This window comes from Paenibacillus sp. P4_A9, assembly GCF_056402415.1.
In genome coordinates this window covers 1-6,391 of the sequence record NZ_JBFUHL010000119.1, presented here as the reverse complement: position 1 = coordinate 6,391, position 6,391 = coordinate 1, and the positions used below count along the sequence as shown (strand labels likewise).

Sequence of the window (6,391 nt, the reverse complement as noted above, 5' to 3'; positions counted from 1 at the left end):
TTGATCCGCAGCTGTACGGCTCGAGTCCGGATCTTCGCTGCTGGACGATCACCCCGGAACGGGATCGTTTTGAGCTGCAGTTGATCGAAGAAGCTTTGCGGGTTCATAAGCCAATACTCGCTATTTGCAGAGGGATGCAGCTATTGAATGTGAGCTTCGGCGGCACGTTATATTTAGACATATCCGATCACGCTGAGAACGTACTGGCTCATCAGTTTTCACGCGCTCCTCGCTGGTATTTGGCGCATCGGGTCAAGCTGCTGGCTCCGTCCATCAAAAAGCTATTCCAGGCTGATGAAATTCGAACGAACAGTCCTTTAAAGATATATGTTCTTGTCCTCCTGTCGGATGACAAAAACATTGTCCGAATCAAGTCCGCGTTTATCGCGGGCCTTTTAATTTATCGGATCAAGTTCTTGTCAATTTGCAATGTCAAGAACTTGATCCGATTGCCGATTGGTGACAAGAACATTGTCCGATTTCCGAGAAGTCAAAGGTTTGAGAATCATGTATTTTTTTTAAATAACATTTTGGTCAAAAATAATAAAGTATATCTTGCAATTGAAGCTTCAGGGGAGCAAGTAGTAGGCATACTAGCTTGTAATGAAAATTGGGTCAATCAGTTATACGTTCATACGCAATATCAAGGGAGAGGAATAGGGAATAGGCTCTTGAACAAGTAACGGGAGTGTAGTTTAACAGTTGACTATTTATTGTCCCTCGTAATTAGTCCAAAAATAAACAGGACAACCCCAATAAGTGGAATTATTACTTCAAACAGATGCAATTTTATATGCATATTGTTTTGAATGTAATACATCAGTACAAAGAGAAAAATACCTGACAGCATTAATTTGTTTGATGGCATTAGTTGATCACCTCAGTCCAAGTTTATCATAATGCACGAAAGAATGTTAAGCTAACGGAAGAACGATAGTTAACAAACCCAAAAAGGCTGCCACGTGCAGCCTTTTTGTGCTAACGTGCAGTATAAGGTAGGTGTCTTGAGTTGATAATGAAGGATACAACACAACATTAAAGAGAAAGAAAATGAACCCAAAGGGAATCACAGGAGCGAGAACTTGACAATGAGGAAAATGATTAAGTCCATTCTTATAAAAGTAGTAATCGCCGCTATATTAACAATCATACTCAGCGCTGTTCTCTATTTTATAGATCTTGGTCCGAATCCGGTTGGAATTTTTATCGTTATTATGATTATACTCTTCTTTTGGGATTGGATATTATGGGCAATTTTAAATCGATGATTAACATGATTGAATCTAAGAATGTTAGTTCAATCATGATATGACGGCAGCCGGCACACGATCGGCTGCCGTTGTCCGTTGAAGTAACGGGCAGTTTGCGATAATGAACTCTCGACATTCAGAGAGGGATTAAAGAGCAATGCTACGAATAAAACAGTGGCGAATTCAATGTAAATAACTATAATCGTGTATTTCGAATAGCACATGCTTTTCACAAAATACCGAAGAGGGTTTATTTATAATAATACGAATTATATTATTATTGAAAAAATGGAAGGATTGAATCTTCAATTATGAATAATAAAATAACGTTTAAAGATAATCCTTGGAAAGACGGACATCACGTCTCTGAATTTATTTGGAGTGGTCACATTAATGAAGCTGGACTCTGGTTTGATTTACATTTAAAAACTGCCGATTACGATGAAGCAAATAGTGAGTTGAATTCTCAAGATGATGAGGACGTTTCTGACTGGCAGGCAGAAATCGTTTGGAATAATTATCATAGATGAACGCTATCATCCACTTATTGGGGAGAAGAAGCCAGTGGATTTCAGGTGGGTACCAAGTTTAATCCATTTGATATTGGGCAACTTGGTTCAATGGAGTACAATGTGGATCCGTTGTCAAACTATGATTTTGATAATCCATCTTTTAACATTTATTTATTAGGACACGATTCTGTTGCTGAACATCGGATACATTTCTCGGAAAACGAAAACAATCAATTTGATATAAAATGGGATGGAAAAATTGCTCGCACCTATGTGGGCCAATATGAATTTCTACATTCATTTGAAGCGAATTTATTCAATGTAAGTTTTCAAGGGTTTGATATCCCTGAAGAAATATCGGATGAACGGGCGCTTGAATTGATCGAAATATTTACAGTTAAATCTAAAATGTATACCATCTCAGATGTCAATGGACAACGAAAGATTGTTATCCATTGATGTCGAAAACAATAGCTTAATAGAAAACAGGAGAAGGCTGCCGACACTAACATTCGGCAGCCTATTCAGCTAATGGGCAGATTTGGTAATACGTAACAGGGTTATTTTTTGGTAGCATTAGTTTATGGTTGTTTTGTATGATAGAAATAAACCAAAGGGGGATGTTATGAAACCAATTATGATTGATTTTCCAGATGAGTTTCATACTGAACGATTAGTAATTAGAATGCCAAAACAAGGGGATGGTAAGGTTGTTTTTGAAGCCGTTAATGCTTCGATAGATGAGTTGAAACCTTGGTTAAAGTTTGTTCAAAATGAACAAACCGAATATGATATTGAACTTGCAGTTAGAGAGGCACATGTAAGATTTTTAAGTCGTGAAAATCTAAGATTTCTTGTCTTTTTGAAAGAAACGGGGCAATTTGTTGCTACGTCAAGCTTACATAACATAGATTGGGATGTACGGAAATTTGAAATTGGATATTGGATAAATACACTTTTTAGTTGCAATGGGTATATGACTGAAGCTGTTGAAGGTATTTGTAATTTTGCTTTTAGTCAGTTGAATGCCCGAAGATTGGAAATACGTTGCGATACTAAAAATACTAGAAGTAAGTTAATACCTGAACGATTACACTTTGAACTTGAGGGTATTATCAAGAACGAAGATTTATCGGTTGATGGAAGCGAATTGAGGGACACATACATTTTTGCAAAGATAAAATGTGGTCATTAACAGGTGCGATTATATTAGGAGCACATCTCATTTAAGCAACAACAATAGACAGCAGGGGCATAGTTGAACTAACGTTGAACGATAGCTCAATAAATACGAAGAAACGGCAGCCTGCATTGGCCTGCCGTTTCCTCAACTTTAGATGTAAGTGACGATCGAGTACACAATTAGACAAGCGGCCGTATGGCCGCTTGTTCCTTCTAGCAGTTAGCMAACGGAACTTACTGTGCTCCGTTTTGGCAGGCTGTTTTATCTTATTCTCATTTTATTTATCATTAAAATTACCGTGTATTTTCACAGATGCTACAGTACTCGTTACTCCTTCATATGAAGCGTGGACGGTCACATCACCCTTTTCAAAGGTGCGCAACTCACTAAAAGTTATGATTGCTTTCTGTACATCGCTGGATGTGAACGCAACGTAAGCCGTTAAGTCAACGGTGGTACCATCTGCATAAGTTCCTATTGCTGTTAATTGAGCTGTTTCTCCGGTTTTAAGCTTCTTTGGCAACCCAGTAATTTGGATGCTAACGGGTTTGGCTGGTAACACTTGTACTTCGATCTGAGCGGATTTACCGTTGTAAGTGGCTGTCACAATAGTGCTGCCCGCTCTATGAGCCAATAAGGTACCGTCTGCAGCAACAGAAGCAACCTCGGACGCGCTTGATGTAAAGTTCGCTCCGGTAACGATTTTGGAGATGGATCCGTTTGTGTATTGGCCGATAACCTGCAGCAGTGAAGCTTGGCCAGCCATTAGCATACTCGGACCGTTTATCGATATGCCGGTTAAGACTAGAGCGCTATTGTTATAATTATGGAATTGCATGTTAGGGTAATAAGCATTCAAGATCTTGTCATAAGTCCAGCCAAGACCTCCAAGCATCGAGGCACCAAATTGKCTCATCCCTACGCCGTGGCCGTTGCCCCCTCCGAAGAAGGTTACGCCTGTCACTTCACCGCTAGCATTTTGGGCAATGTCGAATGTAAAGAAAGCGGAATATAGGATGCTTGGGTTTTTTAGGGTTGCAGTCGGGTCATAATCGGTTGCGCCGCCCTTAGCCCGAAAAGCTGAAATGTCTGAACCTCCGGTATAAACTTTACTTGGGCGGATTGTAAACCGGATATTGAACTCTTTAATAATCTTGTACGTCCCGGTGCTGCCTTCTACTACTAGTTCTGTAATATTGCCTCCAGCCCCTCTTTTGGCTACGTACATTGTTTTGAAAGTACCAATCCCTTCGGCTGTGATCGGGAGGCTTTGGAATGAACCGTCTGCTGTACGAGTGAGGATGAAATTAGGGTCTGCAGCATATCTCAAGCCTAGGTTGGCGTTGATCGTTTTTTCCAGCTCCTGTTTGGTCAGACCCACTTTCCAACGGAAATACAAGGAATCAGAGTCATAGCTCTTGTAAGAAAGGTTTTTGTAAAATGCAGCTACTGCCACTTCATCTTGCGTATTCAATGGGAACAGCTTGCTGCTGTCAGCGGGATCGAATGTATAACTGCCTGCTGTTAAATACGGAAGCGGAGTTCCAGGGAACAGATTGGTAACGGAGTCTGACCATACTTCATGTTTGGACGCTCCGAACCCGCCAGAAGTCGAATAGAAGCGGGCGTCAACCAAGTTTTGACCGCTCTTCATGATCTGGCCTGCAGTCTCGTTGATCGCTTGAGTGGTCAATGCATTCTCTACTTGGTTATTATAGACTTGGCTAAGCGTGCTATCGTCAATATGGAATCCTTGGTCGGCGAATCGGTTGGACAAGTAATCGGTCAGCGCATAAGTTCTTGCAGCCACGGCTTGAGCCTTCAAGGCTTCCAATCCGAAACTGGATGGCATTTCACTGGGTACGACCTGATACAAGTATTCTTCCATACCCAATTCATTGATGACTCGCAGCTTATCCTTATCCGGGTTTAACGAGAGTTCCAAGACCCCACGGTATTGAGGAGCAGCGGGCAGAGCCCTTTTGATGGAGGCGATTTGCAACAGGGAGGTACTGCTGGCGGGAATCGCATATAGTCTATTGGAAGTCTGATACAATTCCACACCATTCACGATTACTTTCATTTTACCGCTGTCTGGGGTGATCGAAAGCAAGCTTCCAGCTGCTACTTCAAACGATTGTCCTGCAATTTTATCTGTCAGTTGAAAGCCTTGCGCCGAACGGAGATCCACTTTAGCGTGGTTCAGCTGTGTTATATCTGCGATATTAGCAATATCGAAACGAATCCCGACACGCATCATGTTCATCTGAGTTTCGCCTTGAAGAACAATTTGGGAAATTTGACCGGCTGCATTCTTGAAAATCTCCGCGTTTTGGGCGCCAACCATAACATCGCTTAGGCTTTTGGTAAACCATTGTCCATTCACATTTTGAAACACTTCTGCACGATCGGATAATGGAAAAGTACCTGAGTATTCTAGTTCCAGAGTACGGTTAGCCGTATTTTTTGAAACGATCTTTTCTTTCAGTGGGGGCAGATCAGAGGTTTCTCCATGAGCTGTCGAGACAGCGCTTACAGAACTGAATGCCAGAAAAATACAGAAGAGCAAGATAAGAGGACGGAAGACGATTTGTTTCATTTACTTTAACACTCCTTTAGTAATGCATTTTTTGAAATAAAATTTCATTATTTATGATATTTAGTGAAATTTTATGTCTCAAGCCAATATAACTTGAATTCTATCACTTGCCTATATGTCTTTTATACTAGATTTGGTGACGACAAAAACTGACAAAGTTTGGTGTATGCGACCCCATAAAGACAGACAAACAAAGCATGCGATGGAACTTTTATGGATGCTGAACGTCTAAATAATTAGTAGTTATTAAGGAAGAGGGGATTTCATGAGAAAATTTTTAATCTTTGCGATTTTAAGCTTGTTTTTGCTGAGTGCATGTTCATCTCAACAAAAATATTCTGAACAAACTAAACCTACTCAATTAATATCAATTACATTAACAGAAGCTTATCCTGGGAATTTAACAAATGTAAACAGAGTCGAATTGTTTGATGGTTCTTCAGGAGAAAGAAAAATAGTAGCAGATCGGACAATAATTCAAAACTGGCTTAACCAAATTAAAGATATTAAATTAATACCTGAAAAGGATCAAGGTGTAAGGGCTGGGGACGTATTTGGAATTACCTTATATGAAGGCGAAGTTAAAAAATTTGGGTTTCTATCAGGGAATGTAAACAATGTATATTACAAGACCAATAAAGATTTCGTAGAACCAATCAGAGCCTTATTTAAGGAACAGTTTGGAAGACAATTCTAGGCAGGCTTTTCGGTAAGATATATCATTAAGTTAACGGTGAACGATAATTCAATAACAACATGAAAAGGCAGCCAGCCCAGGTGGATTGGTTGCCTTTTTTCAAGTAACGGGCAGCTTAGTTCAATCATTCTTGAACGTACTCTATAAAGG

At 40.1% G+C, this 6,391-nt stretch carries 6 protein-coding genes; 5 read left to right on the top strand and 1 reads right to left on the bottom strand.

All coding sequences use genetic code 11. The annotated features are described in order from the left end of the window. From AC1DVJ_RS29305 to AC1DVJ_RS29290, 4 genes are all read left to right on the top strand, one after another. Positions 1-683 (top strand): GNAT family N-acetyltransferase (locus tag AC1DVJ_RS29305; protein WP_477596157.1); only part of this gene is annotated, 683 nt, incomplete at its 5' end. Between the two features lie 878 nt (positions 684-1,561). After that, complete coding sequence (locus AC1DVJ_RS29300; protein WP_477596155.1) at positions 1,562-1,780, top strand: hypothetical protein; 219 nt, start codon at positions 1,562-1,564, stop codon at positions 1,778-1,780. Positions 1,781-1,825: 45 nt separating this feature from the next. Then, positions 1,826-2,221, top strand: coding sequence for a hypothetical protein (locus tag AC1DVJ_RS29295; RefSeq protein WP_477596153.1), 396 nt, complete (start codon positions 1,826-1,828; stop codon positions 2,219-2,221). Positions 2,222-2,387: 166 nt separating this feature from the next. Then, positions 2,388-2,957, top strand: coding sequence for a GNAT family N-acetyltransferase (locus AC1DVJ_RS29290; RefSeq protein ID WP_477596151.1), 570 nt, complete (start codon positions 2,388-2,390; stop codon positions 2,955-2,957). A 265-nt stretch (positions 2,958-3,222) separates the two neighbouring features. Here the strand turns inward: AC1DVJ_RS29290 and AC1DVJ_RS29285 are convergent, their stop codons facing one another. Further along, positions 3,223-5,544, bottom strand: coding sequence for a SpoIID/LytB domain-containing protein (locus AC1DVJ_RS29285; protein ID WP_477596149.1), 2,322 nt, complete (start codon positions 5,542-5,544; stop codon positions 3,223-3,225). A 265-nt stretch (positions 5,545-5,809) separates the two neighbouring features. On the opposite strand from AC1DVJ_RS29285, the gene AC1DVJ_RS29280 reads away from it, so the two are divergent. Further along, complete coding sequence (locus AC1DVJ_RS29280) at positions 5,810-6,241, top strand: hypothetical protein (protein ID WP_477596147.1); 432 nt, start codon at positions 5,810-5,812, stop codon at positions 6,239-6,241. Positions 6,242-6,391: the final 150 nt, after the last annotated feature.